Here is a 22388-nt window from a genome sequence, read left to right as displayed (position 1 = left end):
TCCTCGGACCTGCCGCTTGCGCGTCAGGTCCCCCGAGGCCGAAGGGACTTCCTGTCGGGGGGAAACTTGGGGCAGCCCGGCGTTTCCTTGAGCGGAACGATGAATGACGGGGCCGCTGGAGCATCATCCAGCGGCGCCTCGCGCTCACTCGTCCTCTGCCAGCGCCGACAGCGGAGCGGCGACGCTTTCCAGCGATTTTCGCTCCGCGTCGACACCCCAGATTGCGGCAACTACGGCCGCTCCGACCATTAGCGCCGAGCCCACCAGATAACCGGTGAACACCTCGCTGCGCTGATGCGTGTCGATCAGACGGCCGAACAACGCCGGTCCGGCGATGCCGCCGAGTGCCGTGCCGAACGCGTAGAACACGGCGATCGCCAGCGCACGGATTTCCAGCGGGAACGATTCGCTCACCGTCAGATACGCCGAGCTGGCAGCCGCCGAAGCGAAGAAGAAAATCACCATCCACGTAATCGTCTGGGTGGTGACGTCGAGTAAATTCTGCTCGAACAGATAGCCGCTCGCGGTGAGCAGGATGCCGGACAAGGCGTATGTGGCGGCGATCATCGGGCGTCGCCCGATCACGTCGAACAGGCGCCCCAGCAGTAGCGGCCCGAGAAAATTTCCCAGCGCGAACGGCAGTAGATACCAGCCGATGTGATCGCCGGGCACGTGATAAAAATCGGTTAGCACCAGCGCGTAGGTGAAGAAGATCGCGTTGTAGAAGAACGCCTGAGCAGTCATCAACGACAGGCCTACCATTGCGCGGCGCCGATGCAGCGTGAAGATCGCGTGGAACACTTCGCCAAGGGGCGTGTGGTGGCGGGTACGCAGGCGCAGACGCGCCAATGAGTCATCCGCCAGGCGATGGCCGGCGCCGCGAAACCGTGCTTCGATCTGTTCGACGATGGTGGACGCCTCGTGCGCTTCGCCGTGCGTGAGCAGCCAGCGCGGACTTTCGGGTATCCAGGCACGCATTGGCAGGATCGCCAGCGCGAGCACTGCGCCGATGAAAAAACACGCCCGCCAGCCCCAGTCGGCGGGCAGCAAATGCGGATCGAGCAGCACCAGCGAGCCGGCCGCGCCAAGTCCGGCGCCGACCCAGAACGTGCCGTTGATGCCGAGATCGGTCCAGCCGCGCACGCGGGCCGGGGTGAATTCCTGGATCGTCGAATTGATCGCCGTATACTCGCCGCCGATGCCTGCGCCGGTCAGGAAGCGGAACAACAGGAAACTCGCCAGGTTCCACGATAGCGCAGTGGCCGCGGTGGCAGCCAGATAGAGCGTCAGCGTGATGAAGAACAGCTTGCGGCGCCCCAGCCGGTCGGTGAGCCAGCCGAAGCCGAGCGCCCCGAGCACTGCCCCTGCGATGTAGGCGCTGCCGGTCAGGCCGACGTCGGTATTGCTGAAGTGGAGCGTCGGACTCGCTTTCAGCGCGCTGGCGACGGCGCCTGCAAGAGTCACCTCGAGACCGTCGAGGAGCCAGGTCACGCCCAGGGCAACGACGATCAGCGAATGAAACTGGCCCCACGGCAGGCGGTCGAGCCGCGCCGGCAGATCGGTTTCGATCACAGCGTGCGGTTTTTCCTGTACTGCTGTGCTGACCGGCTCGGACATTGCGACAAGTCTCCAGTGTCGACCCGAGTTGGCGCTTTAGCGCTTACTCGGGTCTCATGCGATGCGCGCCCACGCAAGGTGGGTTGCTGGCGGGAAATTTGGATAGCGTATCCTGTGCAAATGAGCAATTTCCGTTCCCTCGAGTCGGCGCACGTTTGCCTGAACACCTCTCACGAAACCGCTGGACCGCTCCCGATTTCCCCGCGGTCTGCTGAGCCTCGCGCGAAGCCTCAGGGGCGGGGCGCTCCCGCTGCACCTCGCCCGGCTATCCCAAGTTTTCCCGTTTCTTTCGGCGCGCCCGCTATCAGGCGTGCCGTTGCAGGAACTTCAGTTGATGCCCGCTGCGCTTTCGTGATACAAAGCCGCTCCACTTTCTGTCCGCGCCAGCCGTGAGCGGCGATTTATTGCCATGACCTATTGCGCGATTGACTTTGGCACATCGAACTCTGCCGTCGCCGTGCCCGACGGCGCGGCGCTGAGGCTTGCGCCGGTCGAAGGTGCCTACACGACGCTGCCCACCGCCGTCTTTTTCAATACCGACGAAAACTCCCGCGACTATGGCCGCGCGGCGCTCGAGGCGTATATCGACGGCTTTGACGGCCGTCTGATGCGCTCGATGAAGAGCATTCTCGGCTCCCCGTTGGCGGACAATTCGACCGACCTCGGCGACGGTTCGGCGATCAAATACACCGACGTGATCGCGATTTTCGTCGATCATCTGAAGCGCTCGGCCGAAGCGAGCGCCGGCGGCCCGATCAGCCGTGCGGTGCTGGGTCGCCCGGTGTTCTTTGTCGACGATGATCCGCGCGCCGACCAACTGGCGCAACAACAACTGGAAGCGGCGGCGCGCTCCGTGGGGTTGCGTGAGATTCACTTCCAGTACGAACCGATCGCCGCTGCGTTCGATTACGAGTCGCATCTGACGGAAGAAGGACTCGTGCTGGTGGCCGACATTGGCGGCGGTACCTCGGACTTCTCGCTGGTGCGGGTGGGTCCGGAGCGGATGCAGCGGGTCGAGCGCAAGGACGATGTGCTCGCGCACCACGGCGTGCACGTAGCCGGTACGGATTTCGACCGCCGCGTGGAACTCGCGACGATCCTGCGCGAACTCGGCTACCAGGCACTCGATCCGGAAGGGCGCGAGATTCCGAACCGGATCTATTTCGACCTCGCCACGTGGCACCTGATCAATACCGTGTACGCTCCGAGGCGGGTCGGCGAACTGGCCCTGATGCGGCACCTGTACACCAACCTGAAGCACCACGATCGCCTCATGCGGGTCGTCGAGCGGCGTCTGGGGCATGCGCTGGCCGCGCACGCGGAAGAGGCGAAGATCGGCGTCGCGGCAGGCGGCGAGACGATGATCGATCTGGAACTGGTGGAAGAGGATTTGCGCCTCGCCTTCGACGAAGCGCAACTGATCAAGGCAGGGCACGACGAGACGCTGCGTATCGTGCAGGCAGCGCGGGACACGGTGCAGGCTGCCGGCGTGGCGCCCCGCGATGTGGGCGCAATTTACTTCACGGGCGGTTCCACCGGGCTCGCGTTTCTGTCTGGGGCGTTGTCGGCGGCGTTTCCGGACGCGCGTCCCGTATTCGGCGATCGCCTCGCCAGTGTGGCAACGGGCCTCGGCATTCACGCACGGCGTCTGTTCAGCTAAACGACTCAACGGCGAACGGCGCATCTGTCTGCGCGGGGCGCGTGTTTGCGGGCGCTCGCCGGACTGCGGGGCTGCGCGCTTGCCGCCAGCCCATCCGCCTGCATTTTCACCAGACGTAAAAAAACCCCGCTAAGGCGGGGTTTTCTTTGCGTCCAGAAGGAAGCGTGCGCTTACACCGGCTTGATGTTAGCTGCTTGCTTGCCCTTCGGGCCCGTCTTCACTTCAAACGTAACCTTTTGGTTTTCTTGCAGCGTCTTGAAGCCTTCCGTGCGGATTTCCGAGAAATGCGCGAACAGATCTTCGCCGCCGCCGTCGGGAGTGATGAAGCCAAAGCCCTTTGCGTCATTGAACCACTTGACGGTACCGGTTTCCATATTACTTGTTCCTAAAAATGGTAAATAAGGCCGAAGCCCGTTGGGTGCATGAAAATCAAGGAAGGGGGTAATGGGACCAACCGGAGTACCGTTGATGGGCGAACTACGAAAGACCAATTCACTCGCCGCTTGAAATCCTGCCCGAACGTTATACGGCGATTTCGAGAGAAGGTCAACTGTCTCAGCGAATCTTTACACGGTTTTTGGGGCCACGTGTGGTTGGTGCTTACAAAACTTGCGAACCCCTTAATTTCTTGCTAGGGATAACCCTAGCTTCACTGCATTCTCTTGGTGCAACCGTTAAACTACGCGCCGCGCTAGGGTTGCACCTGATTCAGACTATAAGCCCTGGCCCATCATGGCCGTCACCCCGTCTCCAGTGTCATAAGCATTGCCGCGGTGCCGACATGTTTTTGACGCAACTTGCATGGGACTGGAGTAAGCGCTGTGGCACTGGCGCCGGTCGACCGCAAGAAAATTTGCATGGGACCGAAGTAGGCGCTAAAGCGCTAACTCCCGTCGACACAGGAGAAGACGTGAAAAGTTCTATTCAACGGAACATTGGCCCGTTCGCGCTGATGCTGACCGGTCTCGGCTCGATCATCGGATCGGGCTGGCTGTTCGGTGCGTGGAAGGCGGCAAAAATTGCAGGCCCCGCAGCCGTTTGCGCCTGGGTGATCGGCGCAGTGGTGATTCTGGCGATTGCGCTCACCTATGCGGAACTCGGCGCGATGTTCCCTGAGTCGGGCGGCATGGTGCGCTACGCACGTTATTCGCACGGCGCGCTGGTGGGTTTCGTCAGCGCGTGGGCCAACTGGATCGCCATCGTTTCGGTGATTCCGATCGAAGCAGAAGCTTCGATTCAATACATGAGCACCTGGCCGTATCCATGGGCGCATGCGTTGTTCGTCAACGGGTCATTAACCACCAATGGGTTATTACTCTCGGCAATCCTCGTGATTATCTATTTCATGCTCAACTATTGGGGCGTGAAACTGTTCGCACGCGCCAATACGGCAATCACGGTCTTCAAGTTCCTGATTCCGGCTGCGACGATCGCCGGTCTGATGTTCACCGGCTTTCACCACGAGAACTTCGGCGAGGCGAGCACGTTTGCGCCGTATGGCTGGTCGGCGGTGCTGACCGCTGTGGCGACGAGCGGTATCGTGTTTGCCTTCAACGGTTTCCAGAGCCCGATCAACCTGGCGGGCGAGGCGCGCAACCCCGCGAAGAGCGTGCCGTTCGCGGTGATCGGCTCGATCCTGCTGGCGCTGGTGATCTATGTGCTGCTGCAGATCGCCTATATCGGAGCGGTGAACCCGGCTGACGTGCTGAAGGGCTGGAGCCACTTTAGCTTTGCGTCGCCGTTCGCCGAACTGGCACTCGCGCTGAACCTGAACTGGCTGGCATTCCTGCTGTATGTCGACGCGTTCATCAGCCCGAGCGGCACGGGTACGACCTATATGGCGACCACCAGCCGCATGATCTACGCGATGGAGCGCAACAACACGATGCCGAAGATGTTCGGCAACGTGCACCCGATCTACGGCGTGCCGCGTCAGGCAATGTGGTTCAACCTGCTGGTCTCGTTCATTTTCCTGTTCTTCTTCCGCGGCTGGAGCTCGCTCGCGGCCGTGATTTCGGTGGCGACCGTGATCTCGTACCTGACGGGTCCGATCAGCCTGATGGCGCTGCGCCGTGCGGCCACCGATCTGGAGCGCCCGTTGCATATCCCGGGCATGAAGATCATCGCGCCGTTCGCCTTTACCTGCGCGTCGCTGGTGCTCTACTGGGCGAAGTGGCCGCTGACGGGCGAAATCATCCTGCTGATGATCGTCGCGTTGCCGGTGTACTTCTATTTCCAGACGAAATCAGGCTTTAGCGGTTATCAGCGTGACCTGAAGGCGGCATGGTGGCTGGTGGCCTACCTGCCGGTGATGGCGATCCTGTCGCTGATCGGCAGCAAGCAGTTCGGCGGCCGCGGCGTTCTGCCGTATGGTTGGGACATGCTGGTCGTGATCGTTTTCGCGCTGATTTTCTATTACTGGGGCGTGAATACCGGTTATCGCAGCGAATACTTGGACGAGCGTGATGTCCACGACGAAGTGCTCGAAGGAATGGGCGTGCACTGATCGTTCGCGCTGCTTGATCCTGCCCCGGACGCTGCTGTTGGTCCGGGACGAAAAAAAGCCCGCCTGAGTTGCTCAGGCGGGCTTTTTTGTTACGCGCGGAGCGGTTCGTTTGGGCGGCTCCTCGTCTCGCATCCGGCGTGTTTATGCGGTGCCGAACACGTAGTTCGTCATCGCCAGCGACTTCTGGTACGTCCCCAGTGACTGGATCGCCAGTGAGTAGTCGTCGTCCGCTGCGCCGAGCGCCGCAAATACCGGCAGCAGGTGCTCGTCGGTCGGGTGCATCAGCACGGCGTGCGGCGCCTGGCTGCGATAGTCGAGCAGCGCGTCGATATCGTGCGCGGCCAGCCTGGCTTCGAACCAGTCGGTGAATTCCTCGACGCGCGGGTCGGCATCCTCCGGCCGTGCCGAAAAATCGGCGGCGCGCAGATTGTGGGTGATCTGGCCGGAGCCGATCACCATCACGCCGTCATCCTTCAGCGCCCGCAGCGCACGGCCCACGCGGAAGTGGTGCGCGGCGTCCATGTGCGGTTGGATCGACAACTGGGCTACCGGCACGTCGGCATTCGGGAACATCAGCAGCATCGGCACCCACGCGCCGTGGTCGAGGCCGTGCGGCTGCGTGTCGGCGAGCAGCCCGTGGTCGTTGAGCAGCGCCGCGGCCCGTCGTGCGACGTCCGGTGCACCCGGCGCCGGATACTGGATCTCATAAAGCTGGCGCGGAAAGCCGTAAAAATCGTGGATGGTCTCCGGCTGCTCAGCGGTGCTCGCGAGCGGCCCGGCCGTGCCCCAGTGGGCCGACAGCATCAGGATCGCCTGCGGACGGGGCAATTGTGTAGCGAGCGCGCCGAACTCGGCAGACGGCATCGAAGGATCGATCGGCAGCGTCGGGGCGCCGTGGGACAGGAAAAGCGACGGCAAACGGGTCATGGCAGCGAAGTGCGCAGCAAATGCGACTGGTAGGTTGGGTTGCTACCAATATAAGGCCGTACTGCTGTTTGATAAACGGCTTAAAACGGATTTGATTGCGTCGCAGGCGTTGTGAATCTGCGTGTGGCGTATGCGCGCTGCGGACCTATTCCGCCGACGCGTCGCGCAGCCCTTGCCACGCGGGCGAGAGCGCCGGGCCGAGTGCAAACAGATCCAGCACACGGGCGACGGTGTGATCGACCATCTCGTCGATCGAGGCGGGCCGGTTGTAGAAGGCCGGCAAGGGCGGAAAGATCACACCGCCCATTTCGGTAACGGCGGTCATATTGCGCAGATGCGCGAGATTGAACGGCGTTTCGCGCACCATCAGCACGAGACGGCGGCGCTCCTTGAGCGTGACATCGGCGGCGCGGGTGATCAGATTGTCCGACAGGCCGTGGGCGACGCTCGCGAGGGTCTTCATGGAGCAAGGCGCGATGATCATGCCGTCGGTCGCAAACGAGCCGGACGCGATGCTCGCGCCGACGTCGCGCACCGAGTGGACGACATCCGCGAGCGGATGCACGTCTTCTTTGCCCAACTGGAGTTCGTGCTGGATATTGAGCCAGCCGGCGCTGGAGATCAGCAGATGGGTTTCCACGCTACCCAGCCTGCGCAGCGTTTCGAGCAGGCGGATGCCGTAGATGGCGCCGGTCGCGCCGGTGATCGCGATAATCAGCCGGCGCGGCGCCGCAGCGTGTGTTTCCATGGCTAGCGGCACCTGGGGCTCGGCTTGTGAAGCGTCAGACGGTGCTCAGGCCGCTGCAAACAGTTGCTGCAGTTCGCCGTTCTGGTACATCTCCATCATGATGTCCGAGCCGCCGATGAACTCGCCCTTCACGTAGAGCTGCGGAATGGTCGGCCAGTTGGAGAATTCCTTGATGCCCTGGCGCACTTCGTCGTCTTCGAGGACGTTGACGGTCTTGATCGAGTCGACGCCGCATGCCTTCAGGATCTGGATGGCGCGGCCCGAAAAGCCGCACATCGGAAACTGGGCCGTGCCCTTCATGAAGAGCACGACGGCGTTTTCGTCGACGATTTGCTTGATGCGTTGTTGCGTATCCATGGCTGACCTTGCGGTTCCGGAATGAGGTGGGGATAGATTGAAATGATAGCGGATTTCGCTGCGACAGGCGGGCGGCGGTCTCGCGGCGGTTTTGCCGATGTGCCTGATCTGCCGCCGCGGATATTGCCGCAGCGTTGCGTTACTCGCGCGCTTGCCACGCGCCGCCGCTAATGCGTTCGATCCCGGCGAGATCGCGTTCCGAGCGCACCGCTGCGAAACCGGTCTTGTCGAGCAGGGCGCGTACCGCGGCCGCCTGATCGTAGCCGTGTTCGAGCCACAGCGCGCCGCCGTTCGCGGCGAAGCGTGCGGGCGCGCCTGCGATGATGGCGCGGATGGCGCTCAGGCCATCCGCTTCGTCGGTCAGCGCGCCGCGTGGTTCGAAGCGCAAATCGCCTTCGGACAGATGCGGATCGCCGCTGGCGATATACGGCGGATTGCTGACGATCAAGTCGAAGCGCAAGCTGGGATCGAGCGCGTCGTACCAGTCGCTGCGGGCAAGCTGCACTGCCCCGCCGGGGCGAGTTGCGCTGAGCAGGCGGGCCGCGTTACGGGCGGCGACGGCCAGCGCTTCGCTCGAGCGATCGACAGCCCAGACCTGCGCATCGGGCCTGACCGAGGCGATCGCGACCGCGATCGCGCCGGTGCCTGTGCCGAGATCGAGCACGCGCGGCCGCGCGATCCCCTCCAGCGTCGCCAACGCGGTTTCGACCAGCAATTCGGTTTCCGGCCGCGGGATCAGCACATCGGGTGTGACTTCGAAGTCGAGTCCGAAGAACTCGCGCGCGCCGATCAGTTGCGCCACCGGTTCGCCCGCCACACGCCGCGCTTCCAGCGTCTGAAAACGTGCCACCTGCTCGGCGTCGAGCGGCTCGTCGCTGCGCGTGATCAGCTCGGTGCGGCGCCAGCCGAGCGCATGCCCGAGCAGGATGCGTGCTTCGAGCGGCGGCAGCGGGGAGACGCGCAGCAGGGCGGCGACGTTATGCATGGAGACTCCGCTTGCGGCACATGCGCTCAGTCCGCATCGCCGAGCGACGCCAGCAGCTCGGCCTGATGCTCGCTCACCAGCGCGGCGATCAGCTCGTCGAGTTCGCCGTCCATGATCGATTCGAGGCGGTACAGCGTCAGGTTGATGCGGTGATCGGTGAGACGCCCTTGCGGGAAGTTGTAGGTGCGGATGCGCTCCGAGCGGTCGCCCGAGCCGATCAGGCTCTTGCGGGTCGCGGCTTCCTTGGCGTGCTGCTCGTGATACTGCTTGTCCTTGATACGCGCGGCGAGCACCTTCAGCGCGCGGTCCTTGTTCTTGTGCTGCGAGCGGTCGTCCTGGCATTCCACCACGATGCCGGTAGGCAGGTGGGTGACCCGCACGGCGGAATCGGTCTTGTTGATATGCTGACCGCCGGCGCCGGACGCGCGGAACGTGTCGATGCGCAGGTCGGCCGGATTGATCTCGACTTCGCCGATTTCATCCGCTTCCGGCATCACCGCAACCGTACACGCGGAGGTATGAATGCGGCCCTGGGTTTCCGTGGCCGGCACGCGCTGCACGCGATGGCCGCCGGATTCGAACTTGAGTTTCGAGTACGCCGCTTCACCCGCGATCCGCACGATCACTTCCTTGTAACCACCGAGGTCCGATTCGCTGGCCGACATCATTTCGACCTGCCAACGGTTGCGCTCGGCGAAGCGCAGATACATCCGCAGCAGATCGCCCGCGAACAGCGCCGATTCGTCGCCGCCGGTGCCCGCACGGATTTCGAGGAAGATGTTGCGGTCGTCGTTGGGGTCTTTCGGCAGCAGCATTTTCTGCAGCTCGGCGCCGAGTTTGTCCATCCGCTCGCGGGCCGCGCGAATCTCTTCTTCGGCGAAATCGCGCATGCCCGCGTCGGTCAGCAGCTCCAGCGCGGTGGCCGCGTCGTTGCTGGCCTGGCGCCACAGTGCGTAATGGTCGACCACCGGCCCAAGCTCGGCGTGCTCACGGGTGAGCTTGCGGTATTGGTCGAGATTCGAGGTAATGTCCTCGCGGCTCAACAGGTCGTTCAGTTCGGCCAGCCGGGTAGTGAGCTGGTCGAGCTTGCTTTGCATGCTCGTTTTCATCGGACGGTACGGAGCGGGCTCCGGAAAGGACGGCGTAACTGGGGAGGCGGGCGCAAGCCCTGGAGTTGGGCGCCGGCCTGCCGGAACACATGGCGAGGCGGCACGTGGCGGCAGCGCCGCTAACGTTCCGAAGAACCGGAATGTTTGTAGAAACCGCCCATCAGTTCGATGAGCTTATCTCGATTTTCGCTGCTGGCGCGATTGAGCGCGTGCGTCGGGCCATGAATCAGCTTGTTGGTCAGCGCTTGCGAAAGCGCTTCGATCACGGCGGCGGGATCCTCGCCGCGGGCGAGCGCTTTTTGCGCCCGTTCGACTTCGGCGCGGCGCAGCAGGTCGGCCTGAGTGTGCATATGGCGGATCACCGGCACGATGCTGCGCGCGTCGAGCCACTGCATGAAATTCTGCACGCGCGTTTCGATGATCGCTTCGGCCTGCGCGACCGCCGCCTGGCGCGAGGCGTTGCCTTCACGCACGATGGCGCCGAGATCGTCGACGGTATACAGGAACACGTCTTCCAGCTTGCCGACTTCGGGTTCGATATCGCGCGGCACGGCCAGGTCGACCATGAAAATCGGCCGGTGCCGGCGCGACTTCACCGCCCGTTCGACGGCGCCCAGACCGATGATCGGCAACGTGGACGCCGTGCACGAGACGATGATGTCGAACTCGTGCATCCGCGCGGGCAGGTCAGACAGTGGGATGGCCCGGCCATTGAAGCGCTCGGCGAGCCGCGCGCCGCGCTCGGCGGTGCGGTTCGCCACCACCAGCTCGCGCGGCTGTTGCGCGGCGAAATGGGTCGCGCACAGTTCGATCATTTCGCCCGCGCCGATAAACAGCACGCGCTGGTTCGCCACCTTGTCGAAGATGCGCTGCGCAAGACGCACCGCCGCTGCGGCCATCGAAACCGATTGCGCGCCGATCTCCGTGGTGGTGCGCACTTCCTTGGCGACCGCGAAGGTGCGCTGGAACAACTGGTTCAGGTAAGTGCCGAGGGCGCCGGCTTCCGAGGCCGTGCGCACTGCATCTTTCATTTGGCCGACGATCTGCGTCTCGCCCAGCACCATCGAGTCGAGCCCCGATGCCACCCGGAACGCGTGGCGCACGGCTTCCGACTGCGGCAGCGCGTACACGTGCGGCGCGAGTTCGCTGACCGGCAGGTTGTGATATCGCGAGAACCACTGAATGGCGGCTTCACGGGCCGCATGGTCGTCAGTCGCGCAGTAGAGTTCGGTGCGGTTGCAGGTGGACAGGATCGCCGCTTCCGGCGCGCTCCGGGCGGGGCCGAGCCAGATATCCTTGAAGGTTGCCAGGGCAGGTTTGATCTGTTCGAGCGGAAACGCCACGCGTTCGCGCAAGGCGACGGGCGCGGTGTGGTGATTGATTCCGATCGTTAGAAGCTGCATAGGGGGCGCTATGGTGAGGCGCTATGGTTTAGCCCAATATTATAGCGTTTCCATAATTCTTTCAGTCCGGGTACACCTTTAGACGAGCGTGCCGCCCTCCAGCGGGACCGCGTCGAGCTGGTAGCCGAAGCCGTACAGCGGCGTCAGGCAATAGCCGTGCTCGGCTCGCAACTGTAATTTGGTGCGCACCCGCGACGCATGCGTGTCGAGCGTGCGCGACCTTACGTCACGCCGACGGGTCCAGACGGTTTCGAGGATATGCGCGCGCGACACCGGCCGCGACACATTATTGAACAGAAGCAGCGCGAAACGGAATTCCTTGGGGGTTAGTGCCACTGTTTCGCCGTGGAAGGTAACGGTAAAGTGCGCGGCGTCGAATACGTAGCCGCCGAACACGTCGAGCCTGCGGTTGGGCGGCCGGCGCAGCCCGGCGCGCCGCAGCAGGGCGTCGACGCGAGCCAGCATTTCGGGGCCACGAACCGGTTTGCTCAGACAATCGTCCGCGCCGGCGTGCAATGCTGCGACAATCTCACTTTCGCGTGGCGCCGACATCAATATGATGACCGGGAGGTTGGGCAGGATACTGCGGGCACGAGGAATCACGTCTTCGGCCGGGCGGTCGCCGGCCCAGCTATCGGTCAGCAGGAGATCGAAGAATTCGTCGCACGCGCTCGCGAGAAACGGCGCGCTGGCGATGAAATGACGACAGGCATGGCCACCGGCGAAGATCAGCCTGTCCACGAGTTCCGCGTGGCGAAGGTCAGGCTCGATGAGGGCGATTCGCATAGGACCCGCTTTCAGCGTGGCGGACGCGGGCGGCGAAACCTTACGGCTTGCCTAAATGTGACCCCGGCCCCTAAACTCAACCGCTACGCGGAAAGCGCCGTGCTGACCTTTATAGTTAACGAGACAAAAATGCTAGTTGCCCGAACGCTTTACGCCTATGAGAAGAGTCCGAAAGTGAGCGAGGTTCCCCACTGATGGGGTGGCCCGGTATCGTGTTACTGGGTGCGGTGACCGGTCTCGCGGGCTGGTGGCTGCATCCGCTGCGGCACGCCAGCCGCACACGTTTCTGGGCGGCGCTGCTGGCCGGTGTGCTGGGCGCGGTGGTCGCCCGCATGGCCGGCAATGTGACCGGTCTCTTCCATGATGGTGATACGCTCGAATGGCCGGTGTGTACGGCTGTCGCTTTGATCGCCGTTGCCGTGACGGTCGGCTTGTTGTCCCGTCGCTGAACATTTGCAGGTGAATCCGATGAATGCCCGACTTCCCGAAACCTCTTCTATTCCTGAGCGTATCGCTCACCTGCGCAGCGCGATGAAGCGTGAAGGCCTTGCGGCCTATCTGGTCCCATCCGCGGACCCGCACCTGTCCGAATACTTGCCCGGCCGCTGGCAGGGCCGCCAATGGCTATCGGGTTTTACCGGTTCTGCCGGCACGCTGGTCGTGACGGACGGTTTTGCCGGCTTGTGGACCGATAGCCGTTACTGGGAGCAGGCCGAAGCGCAACTGACCGGCACCGGCGTCCAGTTGATGAAAATGATGGGTGGGCAGCAGTCGCAGCCGCACTTCGACTGGATGGCGCAGAACCTGGCGGCAGGCGCCACGGTCGGTGTCGATGGGGCGGTGCTGGGCCTCGCCGCAGCGCGCTCGCTGACCCAGGCGCTGAGTGCGCATGGCGTGAAGTTGCGCACCGACGTCGATCTGTTCGATTCGATCTGGTCCCAGCGGCCGTCGCTGCCGACTGAAACCGTGTTCGAGCACGCCGCGCCGCACGCAACGATGGCGCGCACCGACAAGCTCGATCAGATTCGCCGCGCGATGCAGGAAAAGGGCGCGCAGTGGCACTTCATCTCGACGCTCGACGATCTCGCATGGCTGCTGAACCTGCGCGGCGCCGACGTCAGCTATAACCCGGTGTTCGTCGCGCATGCGCTGATCGGGCTGGAGCGTGTCTCGCTTTTCGTGGCCGACGGCAAGGTGCCGCAGACTCTGGTCGAAGCGCTGGCGCGCGACGGCATCCATGTCGAATCGTATGGGAAAGCGTCCGAGGCGCTCGCCGCGCTCCCGGGCGGTGCGACCCTGCTGATCGATCCGCGCCGGATTACGTTTGGCCTGCTGCAATCGGTGCCGTCTACGGTGAAGATCGTCGAAGCGGTGAATCCGTCGACCTTCCTCAAGTCGCGCAAGACCGAGGCGGACGCGGAACACGTGCGGGCGACGATGGAGCAGGATGGCGCCGCGCTGGCCGAATTTTTCGCATGGTTCGAAGGCGCGCTGGGTCGCGAGACGATTACCGAGCTGAGCGTCGACGAGCGGCTGACGGCCGCCCGCGCGCGCCGGGCGGACTACATTTCGCTGAGCTTTGCGACCATCGCCGGTTTCAACGGCAACGGCGCGATGCCGCATTACCGCGCGACCGCCGCATCGCACTCGGTCATCGAAGGCAACGGGCTGCTGCTGATCGACTCCGGCGCCCAGTATCTGACCGGCACGACCGACATCACGCGCGTCTTGCCTATCGGCACGCTAAGCGACGCGCAGCGGCGCGATTGCACGGTGGTGTTGAAGGGCATGATGGCGCTCTCGCGGGCGAAGTTTCCGCGCGGCATCCGCTCGCCGATGCTGGACTCGATTGCGCGCGCGCCGATCTGGGAAGCCGGTGCCGATTACGGTCACGGCACGGGCCATGGCGTCGGCTACTTCCTGAACGTGCATGAAGGCCCGCAGATCATTTCGCACTACGCGCCGGCTGAACCGTGGACGGCGATGGAAGAGGGCATGATTACCTCGGTCGAGCCGGGCATCTACCGGCCGGGCAAGTGGGGCGTGCGCATCGAGAACCTGGTGTTGAACCGTCCGGCGCAGCAGACCGAGTTCGGCGATTTCCTCCAGTTCGAGACGCTGACGATGTGCCCGATCGATACGCGCTGCTTCGATTTGTCGATGCTGCGCGAGGACGAGCGCGCGTGGCTGAACGCGTATCACGAGACGGTGCGCGCACGGATTGCGCCGCATGTGTCGGGTGAGGCAAAAGCCTGGCTCGAGACGCGCACGCAGGCTGTTTGAGGCGGCGGCGAGTAACCGGAGCGGCGAGGTTCCGAAGAGGTGCCTGTGCCGCAATCAGCGATCAAGGCGCGCGGCATATGACTGGCGTAGCAGCGGTGGCGGTGACAACGGAGTTCGCATGAGCATCAAGGCCGTGGTGTTCGATTTCGGTGGAGTCCTGATCGACTGGAGTCCCGAATATCTGTTTCGCCAACTGATCCCCGACGAAACCGGGCGCCGCTGGTTTCTGACCCATGTCTGCTCGATGGACTGGGTGATCCGTCAGGACGGCGGCCAGGCGATCGCCGACGGCACGGCCGAGCTGGTTGCGCAGTTTCCCGATCACGAAGCCCTGATCCGCGCGTTCTATGAGCGCTGGCACGAGATGATCGGCGGCGTGCTCGAGGATGGCGTGGCGACGCTCGACAAGCTCGATGCGGCGGGCGTGCCGCTGTTCGGTCTCACCAACTGGTCGGACGAGACGTTTCCGTATGCGTGGGAGCACTTCCCGGTGCTGCGGCGCTTTCGCGACATCGTGGTGTCGGGCCGGGTCAAACTGGTGAAGCCGGATCCGGCGATCTTCGCCGAAATGCGCCGGCGTATCGAGGTGCAATTACCCGGCATCGAAGCGCACGAACTCGTCTTTATCGACGATAACCTCAAGAATGCCCAAGCCGCGAGCGCGCTCGGCTGGCACGGCGTGCATCACACGTCCGCGGCGCAAACCGAGGCGAAACTGCGTGAGTTGGGCCTGCCGGTCTGAGTCTCGGTTGAACTGATTCAGACGGCCTGATTCAGACGGTCGCCCCAAACGGTTTCAAAACGTCTTCATAGCGGCGTGTTTCTTGCCGCCGGGTACGCATCAGTTATTCATGCCACCAGATACCCCCCATCCACCGGAACGATCGTGCCGGTGATGAACGCCGCTGCCGGCGAGCACAGGAACACCACCGCTTGCGCGACGTCCTCCGGCTTGCCCCAGCGGCCGAGCGGCGTGCGTTCCAGAATCGCCCGCGAGCGGCCCTCGTCGTCCTGCAGCGCCTGCGTGAGCGGCGTGGCAATCCAGCCGGGCGCGACGGCGTTCACGCGGACCCCATCCTGCGCGTACGCCAGCGCGAGCGACTTGGTCAATTGGGCCACGCCGCCTTTGCTCGCGCTATATGCCGGCACCAGCGCGCCGCCGAAAAAGCTCAGCATCGACGCCGTATTGACGATGGCGCCGCGGTTCTTTTTCAGCAGGACGCGCGCCGCTGTGCAGGCGCGCATCGTCCCGGTGAGGTTCACGTCGATCACCTGCTCGAACACCTCGAGTTCGTGTTCGGCGGCGCGGCGGATCATGCCTGCGCAATTCACCAGCACATCGAGTGAGGCGAGCGGTGCGAACAGCGCGGTGACCTCGTCGTTCGAGCTGACGTCGAGCGAGCGGACCTCGATGCCCGATCCGAGCGTCTGACGCTGCGCGTCGGTCGGCGCGAGGCCTGCTGCGATCACGTGCGCGCTGAGCGCCGCGAGCCGGCGCGCGATTTCCGCGCCGATGCCCTGCGTGCCGCCGGTCACGACGGCGGTTTTACCTGCGAAGAGATCTTGCTGAAACGTCATGGCGAATCTCGAAGCGAGTGAACGAAAGAGCCGGGATGCTCAGGCCAGCGTCGCGGCGGCTACGGTTTCGGCGCGCTCGGCGATCGGCGCACGCACCACGAACATATAGACGAGCGCCGCCGCGAACGACACGCCCGCGCTGATCAGGAAGGCGTCGACGAACGAGTGCGTCTGCTCGACCACCACGCCGGTGATGAACGGCGCGAACGAACCGCCGAAGTAGCCGCCGAAGTTCTGGATACTGCCGAGCGACGCCACCAGGTGCCGCGGCGCGGCGACACTGACGAGCGCCCATGCTGCGCCGCTTGCCATATTGACGAAGTACATCGCCAGCGACAGGTAGACGACGGCGAGCGTGGTGTTCGGCGTGTAGGCCGCGGGCACCGTGAACACGGCTGCGAAAATCAGCCCCGTGCAGATTGGCCACTTGCGGCTGCGGATCGGCGCGATGCCGCGCGCCATCAGCCCATCGGCGACAAAACCGCTCGACAGCATGCCCAGCGTGCCGAACAGATAGGGAATCGAGACCACCCAGCCAGTCTTCGCAATCGACAGATGCCGTTCGTGTTCGAGGTAGGCGGGCAGCCAGGTCAGGTACAGCCAGACCATGTAGATCACACCCATGAAGCCGAAGATCATGCCCCACGTGGTCCGCGAGGCGAACAGGCCGCGCCATTCGGCCCCTGTCATGCGCCGCTCGGCGCGCGTGTGCGGTTCTTCCTCGGTCAGATGGGTGACTTCGTCCGGTTCGAGCGTGACTTCGCGGCGGTTGCGATAGACGAGGTACCAGCCGATCGACACCGCAATGCCCATCACCCCCATCACGATGAACATCCAGCGCCAGCCGAATGCGAGTAGCAAGCCCGTGAGAATGGGCGGTGCGAGGGCGGGGCCGATCGTCGAAGAGGTAGTGAAAATGCCGGTCGGCCGGCCGCGCTCACGTAGCGAATACCATTCGCTGACGACTTTCGCGCCGGCCGGGAACTGCGGTGCTTCGCCGATGCCGAGGCAGATCCGTGCGACCAGGAACTGCTGCAGGTTCTGCACGAAGCCGCCAAACAACTGCGCCACCGACCAGACGAACATGCCGAGCCCCAGCATCAGGCGAGCGCCGAAGCGATCGAGCAGCGCGCCCATCGGCAATTGCGAGAACGCGTACGAAAACGAGAACGCGGACAGCAGCAGACCCATTTGCGACGCGCTGAGCCCCAGTTCGCCGCTCACCGAGTGGTTTGCGATCGACAGTGTGCTGCGGTCGAGATAATTGACGATGCCCGCTAGCGTCAGGAACGCGAGCGCGACCCACTGGATGCGCCGTAGGCGCGGTGTCTTTGCCTGCATGGTTTTGTCTCCTCCGATGCTCTTTTGAGTCTATGGATGGAACACTGCGTATGCTTCGACAACCTGCCTCTACTTCTACCTCACGAACTGGTCCACATAATTGGCGCCGAGCCCGACTTTCTCGAAGTGTTCCCGGCACATCTCGAGCTTGGTGAACACGTCTTCATAGCCGGTGAAATTGCCGTATGGATCGCAGTAGTACATCACGCCGTTCACCTGGAAGTAGGTGATCATTTCCTCCACGTCTTCGGGGACGTAAAGCGTGTGCGTTTCGCCCGGCGGCTCGAACACGTAGCTGCCTTCAGTCGCGATCCAGTCGTGTTCGAGGTAGCGCCATTTGCCTTTGAGCACCATGCCGTGCACGGCAGCTGGGTGCCGGTGCCGGCTCAGCACGCCCGATTTGCGCACGCGCAGCAGATTCATCCAGTAGCCGGTGGAGACGTTCAGGCACAGTGGCCGGAACCAGACGTTCTCGGCTTGCGGCACCCACAGACGCTCGTCTTGAGGAATCGCCGATTCGACGACGATCTCGCGTAGCGCCTCGGGCGGGTTGGGGAGCTGATACGGCGTCATCGCGTCGGCGGCAGCGGATGGGCTTGGCATAATGTCTCCTGATTTACCCATAATGTGGATATTTAAATCGCGTTCTGGACAAATCCTCGAACTTTCCTTGCGACGTGTCAAGGCGTGGCGATGACTCGCGGCGATGACCTGCATAGAAGACGCGCGGTGGCGACCTACTGCCCGAGCAGATTCTTGAGCGCGTTGCCCAAGCCCTTCACCGTTTCGCCCGCGCCTTTCGCCACACCCTCGACGCTCACGCCCAGCGCCTCGGCGAAGCCGGTTCCAAGCTTGGTCAGCAGGTTTTCGTTCACTGAAAATTTCGGGTCGTGCAAATTGCCGTCCAGGACGAAGTGCACGGTGATATCGCCGCTGCGCGCCTTCAGCGCCGCAACGGCGGCTTTTGTCGGAATCGACAGGAAAGTGTCGAGCGGATCGCCGCTATCGGCGAGTTGCAGTTGGTGCACGGTCAGCGTGCCCGGCGCGTGCAGGTGATAGTCGCGCACGGTCGATTCGACCGTCAGGTCGAGTGTGCCACCCGCGATTTGCGTCTTGGCGCCGGCCTTCTTGAGCAGGTAGGGATCGAGCATCACGACGTCGACGCCGTGCAGCGTGCAGGTGGTCTGCGAATCCTTGCTGGCGATCTTGATCCAGCCGCCGAAGGCGACAGTGCCGGTATGCGCCGGACCGACGATCGAACCGTTGGCCGCGACACTCGTCGGTTCGGTGAGTGCGGGCAGATGCAGGTTGTCGACGCTGGCACTGGCCTGGGTGACGGTCACCTTATACGCGGGCTTGCTGACGGTGAAATCGTAGAACTCGAACGTGCCTTGCTCGAAGGCGATGTGATCGACGCGCTTCTCTTGCGGCAACGGCGTCTCGCCGGCGCCTGCGCCGGTATCCGGCCGGTTCAGCGATTCCTTGAGATTGGGGAGCAGATTGAGTGTGCCATCCGCGCGGCGCACCACGGAAAGGTCGAAGCCGCTCACCACGACCGAGCGGATATGCATGCGCTTGTGCAGCAGGTCGCGCACGTCGGGGATCACGGTGATCTGATCGGCCCGTAGAGAGTCAGCGGAGGGCCAGCCGGGCGGTCCTTTGAGGCGAACGTGGCTAAGGCGCACGGAGGTGAGGCCGACATCGATGCTCTGCGCGCTGCCGAGCGGCCCGAGTGCGGCGATCACGCGCTGTTTGACTTCGTATTGCGCGAAGTAAAGACCGCCAAGGGCAACGACGAACAGCCCCAGCAAAATGCCGGCGACGGCAATGGCCACGCGTCTTCCGGTCGACATCGTCATGGTTGCCTCCTCGTGGCCGCGCGGGAGGCGCGGCTGGCCGTAGGTCGGAGAGCAAACCCCGTGCCGCGAGCCGGCTGCCCCGGGCAAACCGCGCCATCTGCGGCGCGGCCTGTCTGGCAAGCGCGCTTAGCGCGCGATCGGCTTGTAGCGCAGACGCTTCGGCCTTGCAGCTTCTTCACCCAGGCGATTGCGCTTGTCCGCTTCGTATTCCTGGTAGTTGCCGTCGAAGAACGTCACTTGCGAATCGCCTTCGAACGCGATGATGTGCGTGGCGATACGGTCGAGGAACCAGCGATCGTGCGAGATCACCATCACCGAGCCGGCGAATTCGAGCAGCGCGTCTTCGAGCGCGCGCAGCGTTTCGACGTCGAGGTCGTTCGACGGTTCGTCCAGCAGCAGCACGTTGCCGCCCGCGATCAGCGTCTTGGCCAGGTGCAGACGGCCGCGCTCGCCGCCCGACAGGTTCGAGACGATCTTCTGCTGGTCGCCGCCCTTGAAATTGAAGCGGCCAATGTAAGCACGCGACGGCGTTTCATACTTGCCCACCGTCAGCACGTCGGCGCCGCCGGAAATCTCTTCGAACACCGTCTTCGAACCGTCGAGCGCGTCGCGGCTTTGATCCACGTACGCGAGCTTGACCGTCGGCCCTTGCACGATTTCGCCCGAATCCGGTTGTTCCTTGCCGGTCAGCATGCGGAACAGCGTCGACTTGCCCGCGCCGTTCGGGCCGATGATGCCGACAATGGCGCCCGCCGGAATCTTGAAGCTGACGTTGTCGAGCAACAGACGATCGCCGTACGCCTTCGAGACATTCTTGAACTCGATGACTTCATTGCCGAGGCGGTCGCCGACCGGAATGAAGATTTCCGACGTTTCGTTGCGCTTCTGGTAGTCCTGGCTGTTCAGTTCCTCGAAGCGGGCGATCCGCGCCTTCGACTTCGCCTGGCGGCCCTTCGGGTTCTGGCGCACCCACTCCAGTTCCTTCTTGATCGCCTTCTGGCGCGCCGATTCCGACGCTTCTTCCTGCTTCAGGCGTTCTTCCTTCTGGTCGAGCCAACTGCTGTAGTTGCCCTTCCATGGAATACCGTGGCCGCGGTCGAGTTCGAGAATCCACTCGGCGGCGTTGTCGAGGAAGTAGCGATCGTGAGTGACGGCGACGACCGTGCCCGGGAAGCGCGTCAGGAACTGTTCGAGCCAGTCGACCGATTCGGCGTCCAGGTGGTTGGTCGGCTCGTCGAGCAGCAGCATGTCCGGCTTTTCGAGCAGCAGCTTGCACAGTGCGACACGGCGCTTTTCGCCGCCCGACAGGTGCTCGATTTTCGCGTCCCATGCCGGCAGACGGAGGGCGTCGGCGGCGATTTCGATTTGTTGTTCAGCGCTGCCATCGGCGGTGGCGAGGATCGCTTCGTACTTGGCCTGCTCGGCGGCGAGCGCGTCGAAATCCGCGTCCGGTTCGGCGTAGGCGGCGTAAATCTCGTCGAGCTTCTTCTGCGCGCCGAACACTTCGCCCAGACCTTCCTCGACCGCTTCACGCACCGTCTTTTGCGGATCGAGTTGCGGCTCCTGCGGCAGGTAGCCGATGTTCAGGTTCGGCATCGGCGTGGCTTCGCCTTCGATCTCCTTGTCGACGCCCGCCATGATGCGGATCAGCGTCGACTTGCCCGAGCCGTTCAGGCCGAGCAGACCGATCTTCGCACCGGGGAAAAACGACAGGGAGATGTTTTTCAGGATTTGACGCTTGGGCGGCACGATCTTGCCGACCCGGTTCATGGTGAAGACGTATTGGGCCATTTTGTTTGCAATAGGATGTTGACGCCGCCGGCCGCGCTCGGGGCGGGCGGTCGTGGGGTGGATGGGAATTCGGTGTCGCCGCGGTGTTGCCGGTTTCCGGCCGGTGCGGGCGAGGCGTCGAAGCGCTGTGAGCGTTCGACGCGGCGCCGCGCGTGGCGCGAGAGGTGCCATTGTACTTCGGGGCGCGGCGGTCGAGTCGGACGAGATGGTGCGGGGCGGCGCTGTCGGCCTGAGGGGTGCGATGGGCGCCTCACCGCATCCGCAATCGGTCAGTTCGCCCGCTTCCCGCTCGCCGGGTCGAAGAAATGCAGATGTTGCGCGGGTAGTGCGACCTGCAGCGCCTCGCCGTTCGCCGGCCGGTGCGCATGCGGCAGCCGCGCCGTCACGTCGTGCTTGCCCCAGCGTCCATGCACGAGGTTGTCGGCGCCGAGCAGTTCGCAGGAGTCGACCGTCAGGGTGACATGCGCCGCGTTCGGCAGCCCCGGCGTCATATGCTCAGGCCGGATGCCGACGATCCATTCGCGCCCGGCCGCCACTTCGCGGCCAATGCACGGCATGCCCGCGAGCGGCAGCCGGGGACCGTCGCCGGCGACCTCGAAGCTGGCGCCGTCGTCCGAGACGCGTCCTTCCAGCAGATTCATCCCCGGCGAGCCGATGAAGCTGGCGACGAACACCGTCGCCGGCCGCTCGTAGACCTCGGTGGGTGCGCCGATCTGCTCGGCATGGCCGCGGTTCATCACAATCACACGCGTTGCGAGCGTCATTGCTTCGATCTGGTCATGCGTGACGTACAGGCTGGTGGTCGCGAGGCGTGCGTGCAAGCGCTGGATTTCGAGGCGCATCTGCACCCGCAACCGCGCATCGAGGTTCGACAACGGCTCGTCGAACAAAAACACGGCGGGCTCCCGCACGATCGCGCGGCCCATCGCCACCCGCTGCCGCTGGCCGCCCGACAGCTCGCGCGGCTTGCGTTCGAGCAGCGCTTCGAGTTCGAGAATCTGCGCGGCAGCCTGCACACGCCGGTCGATCGCCGCGCGCTCCACGCCGCTGATTTTCAGCGCATAGCCCATGTTTTGCGCCACGCTCATGTGCGGATAGAGCGCGTAGTTCTGGAACACCATCGCGATGTTGCGGTCCTTCGGCTCGAGCTGATTGACGACCTTGCCGTCGATCGAGATCGTGCCGTCGGAGATGCTCTCGAGTCCTGCCACCATCCGCAGCAGGGTTGATTTGCCGCAACCCGACGGCCCGACCATCACGACGAATTCGCCGTCGGCGACCTCCACGTCGATGCCGTGCAGTACGAACTGTTTGCCGTCGTAGGTTTTCTTCACGCTGTTTAACGTCAATGCAGCCATTCCGTCCGCCTTTGTTTGCTTCTGCGGTCACGCCGGCCTGGAAGGCCTGGCGTCGCCGCGGGGTTGTTCAGTTCTTGAGC

At 63.7% G+C, this 22388-nt stretch carries 20 protein-coding genes; 5 read left to right on the top strand and 15 right to left on the bottom strand.

All coding sequences use genetic code 11. The features are described from left to right. Positions 1-144: 144 nt before the first annotated feature. The gene (locus AC1ECK_RS32475; protein WP_480326688.1) at positions 145-1617 is read right to left on the bottom strand and encodes an MFS transporter; all 1473 of its coding nucleotides are present in this window, start codon (positions 1615-1617) and stop codon (positions 145-147) included. 409 nt (positions 1618-2026) lie between these two features. On the opposite strand from AC1ECK_RS32475, the gene AC1ECK_RS32470 reads away from it, so the two are divergent. Further along, positions 2027-3277, top strand: coding sequence for an Hsp70 family protein (locus tag AC1ECK_RS32470; protein WP_480326686.1), 1251 nt, complete (start codon positions 2027-2029; stop codon positions 3275-3277). Positions 3278-3447: 170 nt separating this feature from the next. Here the strand turns inward: AC1ECK_RS32470 and AC1ECK_RS32465 are convergent, their stop codons facing one another. After that, positions 3448-3651, bottom strand: coding sequence for a cold-shock protein (locus tag AC1ECK_RS32465; RefSeq protein ID WP_007180251.1), 204 nt, complete (start codon positions 3649-3651; stop codon positions 3448-3450). Between the two features lie 536 nt (positions 3652-4187). Here AC1ECK_RS32465 and AC1ECK_RS32460 point away from each other — a divergent pair. Further along, entirely contained in the window at positions 4188-5783 is a 1596-nt protein-coding gene (locus AC1ECK_RS32460) for an APC family permease (protein ID WP_480326684.1), read from the top strand. Between the two features lie 141 nt (positions 5784-5924). Here the strand turns inward: AC1ECK_RS32460 and AC1ECK_RS32455 are convergent, their stop codons facing one another. The 7 genes from AC1ECK_RS32455 to AC1ECK_RS32425 all read right to left on the bottom strand — a co-directional run bounded on the left by AC1ECK_RS32455 (position 5925) and on the right by AC1ECK_RS32425 (position 12098). Then, positions 5925-6710, bottom strand: a complete 786-nt coding sequence (locus AC1ECK_RS32455; RefSeq protein ID WP_480326682.1) for a DODA-type extradiol aromatic ring-opening family dioxygenase — start codon at positions 6708-6710, stop codon at positions 5925-5927. Positions 6711-6855: 145 nt separating this feature from the next. Beyond that, positions 6856-7458, bottom strand: coding sequence for a UbiX family flavin prenyltransferase (locus AC1ECK_RS32450; RefSeq protein WP_480326680.1), 603 nt, complete (start codon positions 7456-7458; stop codon positions 6856-6858). 45 nt (positions 7459-7503) lie between these two features. After that, positions 7504-7815 carry a Grx4 family monothiol glutaredoxin gene (grxD, locus tag AC1ECK_RS32445; RefSeq protein ID WP_480326678.1) on the bottom strand — a complete coding sequence of 104 codons (312 nt, stop codon included), beginning with the start codon at positions 7813-7815 and terminating at the stop codon, positions 7504-7506. 139 nt (positions 7816-7954) lie between these two features. After that, complete coding sequence (prmC, locus tag AC1ECK_RS32440) at positions 7955-8800, bottom strand: peptide chain release factor N(5)-glutamine methyltransferase (protein ID WP_480326676.1); 846 nt, start codon at positions 8798-8800, stop codon at positions 7955-7957. A gap of 26 nt (positions 8801-8826) precedes the next feature. Further along, complete coding sequence (prfA, locus tag AC1ECK_RS32435; RefSeq protein ID WP_480326674.1) at positions 8827-9909, bottom strand: peptide chain release factor 1; 1083 nt, start codon at positions 9907-9909, stop codon at positions 8827-8829. A gap of 119 nt (positions 9910-10028) precedes the next feature. Then, entirely contained in the window at positions 10029-11312 is a 1284-nt protein-coding gene (hemA, locus tag AC1ECK_RS32430) for a glutamyl-tRNA reductase (protein ID WP_480326672.1), read from the bottom strand. 78 nt (positions 11313-11390) lie between these two features. Then, positions 11391-12098: a response regulator transcription factor gene (locus AC1ECK_RS32425; RefSeq protein ID WP_480326670.1), complete on the bottom strand. Its 708-nt coding sequence runs from the start codon at positions 12096-12098 to the stop codon at positions 11391-11393. A gap of 194 nt (positions 12099-12292) precedes the next feature. Between AC1ECK_RS32425 and AC1ECK_RS32420 the strand changes: the two genes are divergently transcribed. The 3 genes from AC1ECK_RS32420 to AC1ECK_RS32410 all read left to right on the top strand — a co-directional run bounded on the left by AC1ECK_RS32420 (position 12293) and on the right by AC1ECK_RS32410 (position 15123). Next, entirely contained in the window at positions 12293-12547 is a 255-nt protein-coding gene (locus tag AC1ECK_RS32420; protein ID WP_480326668.1) for a hypothetical protein, read from the top strand. 19 nt (positions 12548-12566) lie between these two features. Further along, the gene (locus tag AC1ECK_RS32415; protein WP_480326666.1) at positions 12567-14381 is read left to right on the top strand and encodes an aminopeptidase P family protein; all 1815 of its coding nucleotides are present in this window, start codon (positions 12567-12569) and stop codon (positions 14379-14381) included. A 118-nt stretch (positions 14382-14499) separates the two neighbouring features. Continuing rightward, positions 14500-15123, top strand: a complete 624-nt coding sequence (locus tag AC1ECK_RS32410; protein WP_480326664.1) for an HAD family hydrolase — start codon at positions 14500-14502, stop codon at positions 15121-15123. Between the two features lie 107 nt (positions 15124-15230). Here AC1ECK_RS32410 and AC1ECK_RS32405 read toward each other — a convergent pair whose 3' ends face one another. The 6 genes from AC1ECK_RS32405 to AC1ECK_RS32380 all read right to left on the bottom strand — a co-directional run bounded on the left by AC1ECK_RS32405 (position 15231) and on the right by AC1ECK_RS32380 (position 22308). Further along, positions 15231-15959, bottom strand: a complete 729-nt coding sequence (locus AC1ECK_RS32405) for an SDR family NAD(P)-dependent oxidoreductase (protein WP_480326662.1) — start codon at positions 15957-15959, stop codon at positions 15231-15233. A gap of 39 nt (positions 15960-15998) precedes the next feature. Continuing rightward, positions 15999-17300 carry an MFS transporter gene (locus AC1ECK_RS32400; protein WP_480326660.1) on the bottom strand — a complete coding sequence of 434 codons (1302 nt, stop codon included), beginning with the start codon at positions 17298-17300 and terminating at the stop codon, positions 15999-16001. A gap of 75 nt (positions 17301-17375) precedes the next feature. Next, positions 17376-17903, bottom strand: coding sequence for a 2,4'-dihydroxyacetophenone dioxygenase family protein (locus AC1ECK_RS32395; protein ID WP_480326658.1), 528 nt, complete (start codon positions 17901-17903; stop codon positions 17376-17378). Positions 17904-18037: 134 nt separating this feature from the next. Continuing rightward, the gene (locus tag AC1ECK_RS32390; RefSeq protein ID WP_480326656.1) at positions 18038-19159 is read right to left on the bottom strand and encodes a DUF748 domain-containing protein; all 1122 of its coding nucleotides are present in this window, start codon (positions 19157-19159) and stop codon (positions 18038-18040) included. Positions 19160-19285: 126 nt separating this feature from the next. Continuing rightward, positions 19286-20950 (bottom strand): energy-dependent translational throttle protein EttA, encoded by a 1665-nt coding sequence (gene ettA, locus AC1ECK_RS32385; RefSeq protein WP_480326654.1) that lies wholly within the window; start codon positions 20948-20950, stop codon positions 19286-19288. Between the two features lie 269 nt (positions 20951-21219). Next, positions 21220-22308, bottom strand: a complete 1089-nt coding sequence (locus AC1ECK_RS32380; RefSeq protein ID WP_480326652.1) for a sn-glycerol-3-phosphate import ATP-binding protein UgpC — start codon at positions 22306-22308, stop codon at positions 21220-21222. Positions 22309-22388: the final 80 nt, after the last annotated feature.

Source organism: Paraburkholderia sp. SSBN10T (assembly GCF_056619545.1).
Note: the sequence above shows the minus strand (reverse complement) of the source record. Positions and strands in the feature narration are given on the sequence as shown.

Bases quoted from the DNA above. Each gene is read 5' to 3' on its own strand.
- AC1ECK_RS32465 (WP_007180251.1), bottom strand. From the start codon at position 3,651: ATGGAAACCGGTACCGTCAAGTGGTTCAATGACGCAAAGGGCTTTGGC.
- AC1ECK_RS32410 (WP_480326664.1), top strand. From the start codon at position 14,500: ATGAGCATCAAGGCCGTGGTGTTCGATTTCGGTGGAGTCCTGATCGAC.
- AC1ECK_RS32475 (WP_480326688.1), bottom strand. From the start codon at position 1,617: ATGTCCGAGCCGGTCAGCACAGCAGTACAGGAAAAACCGCACGCTGTG.
- AC1ECK_RS32420 (WP_480326668.1), top strand. From the start codon at position 12,293: ATGGGGTGGCCCGGTATCGTGTTACTGGGTGCGGTGACCGGTCTCGCG.
- ettA (WP_480326654.1), bottom strand. From the start codon at position 20,950: ATGGCCCAATACGTCTTCACCATGAACCGGGTCGGCAAGATCGTGCCG.
- AC1ECK_RS32400 (WP_480326660.1), bottom strand. From the start codon at position 17,300: ATGCAGGCAAAGACACCGCGCCTACGGCGCATCCAGTGGGTCGCGCTC.
- AC1ECK_RS32380 (WP_480326652.1), bottom strand. From the start codon at position 22,308: ATGGCTGCATTGACGTTAAACAGCGTGAAGAAAACCTACGACGGCAAA.
- prmC (WP_480326676.1), bottom strand. From the start codon at position 8,800: ATGCATAACGTCGCCGCCCTGCTGCGCGTCTCCCCGCTGCCGCCGCTC.
- AC1ECK_RS32470 (WP_480326686.1), top strand. From the start codon at position 2,027: ATGACCTATTGCGCGATTGACTTTGGCACATCGAACTCTGCCGTCGCC.
- AC1ECK_RS32390 (WP_480326656.1), bottom strand. From the start codon at position 19,159: ATGACGATGTCGACCGGAAGACGCGTGGCCATTGCCGTCGCCGGCATT.
- prfA (WP_480326674.1), bottom strand. From the start codon at position 9,909: ATGAAAACGAGCATGCAAAGCAAGCTCGACCAGCTCACTACCCGGCTG.
- AC1ECK_RS32425 (WP_480326670.1), bottom strand. From the start codon at position 12,098: ATGCGAATCGCCCTCATCGAGCCTGACCTTCGCCACGCGGAACTCGTG.
- AC1ECK_RS32450 (WP_480326680.1), bottom strand. From the start codon at position 7,458: ATGGAAACACACGCTGCGGCGCCGCGCCGGCTGATTATCGCGATCACC.
- AC1ECK_RS32395 (WP_480326658.1), bottom strand. From the start codon at position 17,903: ATGCCAAGCCCATCCGCTGCCGCCGACGCGATGACGCCGTATCAGCTC.
- AC1ECK_RS32405 (WP_480326662.1), bottom strand. From the start codon at position 15,959: ATGACGTTTCAGCAAGATCTCTTCGCAGGTAAAACCGCCGTCGTGACC.
- grxD (WP_480326678.1), bottom strand. From the start codon at position 7,815: ATGGATACGCAACAACGCATCAAGCAAATCGTCGACGAAAACGCCGTC.
- AC1ECK_RS32455 (WP_480326682.1), bottom strand. From the start codon at position 6,710: ATGACCCGTTTGCCGTCGCTTTTCCTGTCCCACGGCGCCCCGACGCTG.
- AC1ECK_RS32415 (WP_480326666.1), top strand. From the start codon at position 12,567: ATGAATGCCCGACTTCCCGAAACCTCTTCTATTCCTGAGCGTATCGCT.
- hemA (WP_480326672.1), bottom strand. From the start codon at position 11,312: ATGCAGCTTCTAACGATCGGAATCAATCACCACACCGCGCCCGTCGCC.